The organism is Shewanella electrica, assembly GCF_022321485.1.
GTDB classification, from domain to species: Bacteria; Pseudomonadota; Gammaproteobacteria; order Enterobacterales; family Shewanellaceae; genus Shewanella; species Shewanella electrica.
Window position 1 is genome coordinate 1 of sequence record NZ_JAKOGG010000410.1, and the last position, 261, is coordinate 261.

Consider the following 261-nt stretch of genomic DNA (forward strand, 5'->3'; position numbering starts at 1 on the left):
GATATATCTAAGCAGCAGTACCATTGCAGTGGCTGTGGAATTTGCAGAACTGGAGGAAGCGAAAATTTCTTCCATTGCTACAAGTGTGGTTGTTGCTACTCAACTCTTCTGAAAAACAGTCACCCTTGTGTAGAAGGAGCAATGCATCATGATTGCCCGGTTTGTTTTGAGTATTTGTTTGAATCAAGAAATGATGTCACTGTTATGCCTTGTGGACATACAATCCATAAGAGCTGCCTGAATGAAATGAGAGAACATTTC

Annotated in this window: 1 protein-coding gene; it reads left to right on the forward strand. The window is 40.6% G+C overall.

All coding sequences use genetic code 11. The features are described from left to right. Nucleotides 1-141: 141 nt before the first annotated feature. Nucleotides 142-261 (forward strand): RING finger domain-containing protein (locus tag L9G74_RS24330; protein ID WP_500142676.1); only part of this gene is annotated, 120 nt, incomplete at its 3' end.